This window comes from Paenibacillus periandrae, from assembly GCF_022458865.1.
Lineage (GTDB): Bacteria > Bacillota > Bacilli > Paenibacillales > NBRC-103111 > Paenibacillus_S > Paenibacillus_S periandrae.
In genome coordinates this window covers 1-495 of the sequence record NZ_JAJNMU010000125.1, presented here as the reverse complement: position 1 = coordinate 495, position 495 = coordinate 1, and the positions used below count along the sequence as shown (strand labels likewise).

At 46.5% G+C, this 495-nt stretch carries 1 tRNA gene and 1 rRNA gene; both read right to left on the bottom strand.

Going from position 1 to position 495, the window contains the following annotated elements:
- Positions 1-134: 134 nt before the first annotated feature.
- Positions 135-210, bottom strand: a tRNA-Ala gene (locus tag LRL21_RS44880).
- A gap of 172 nt (positions 211-382) precedes the next feature.
- A 16S ribosomal RNA gene (locus LRL21_RS44875) occupies positions 383-495 on the bottom strand; the annotation flags it as partial.

Sequence of the window (495 nt, the reverse complement as noted above, 5' to 3'; positions counted from 1 at the left end):
CCGCTAATAAGTCCTATCCGTTAGGATAGATCTATTTGGATGTTACTCAACCGAAGTTAAGTAACGCTGCTCTAAACATTGGTTTCGTTTCGGTATCTAGTTTTCAAGGAACAAGCTATTCAGTAAAACAGTATTGGTGGAGCCAAGCGGGATCGAACCGCTGACCTCCTGCTTGCAAGGCAGGCGCTCTCCCAGCTGAGCTATGGCCCCGTGCGAATCATAGAAATTCTTGCGAATTCCTAAAAATCACTTTGATGGAAAACTCCATCAAAACTGAACAAATGATAAATTGAATGTTATTACTGGATACGCCTCTTTGCAGAAGCTGTATCTTCACGTTCATAGACTGTGCTTTCCTCGAAAGGAAGCAATATCTCCATAGAAAGGAGGTGATCCAGCCGCACCTTCCGATACGGCTACCTTGTTACGACTTCACCCCAATCATCTACCCCACCTTCGGCGGCTGGCTCCCTTGCGGGTTACCCCACCGACTTC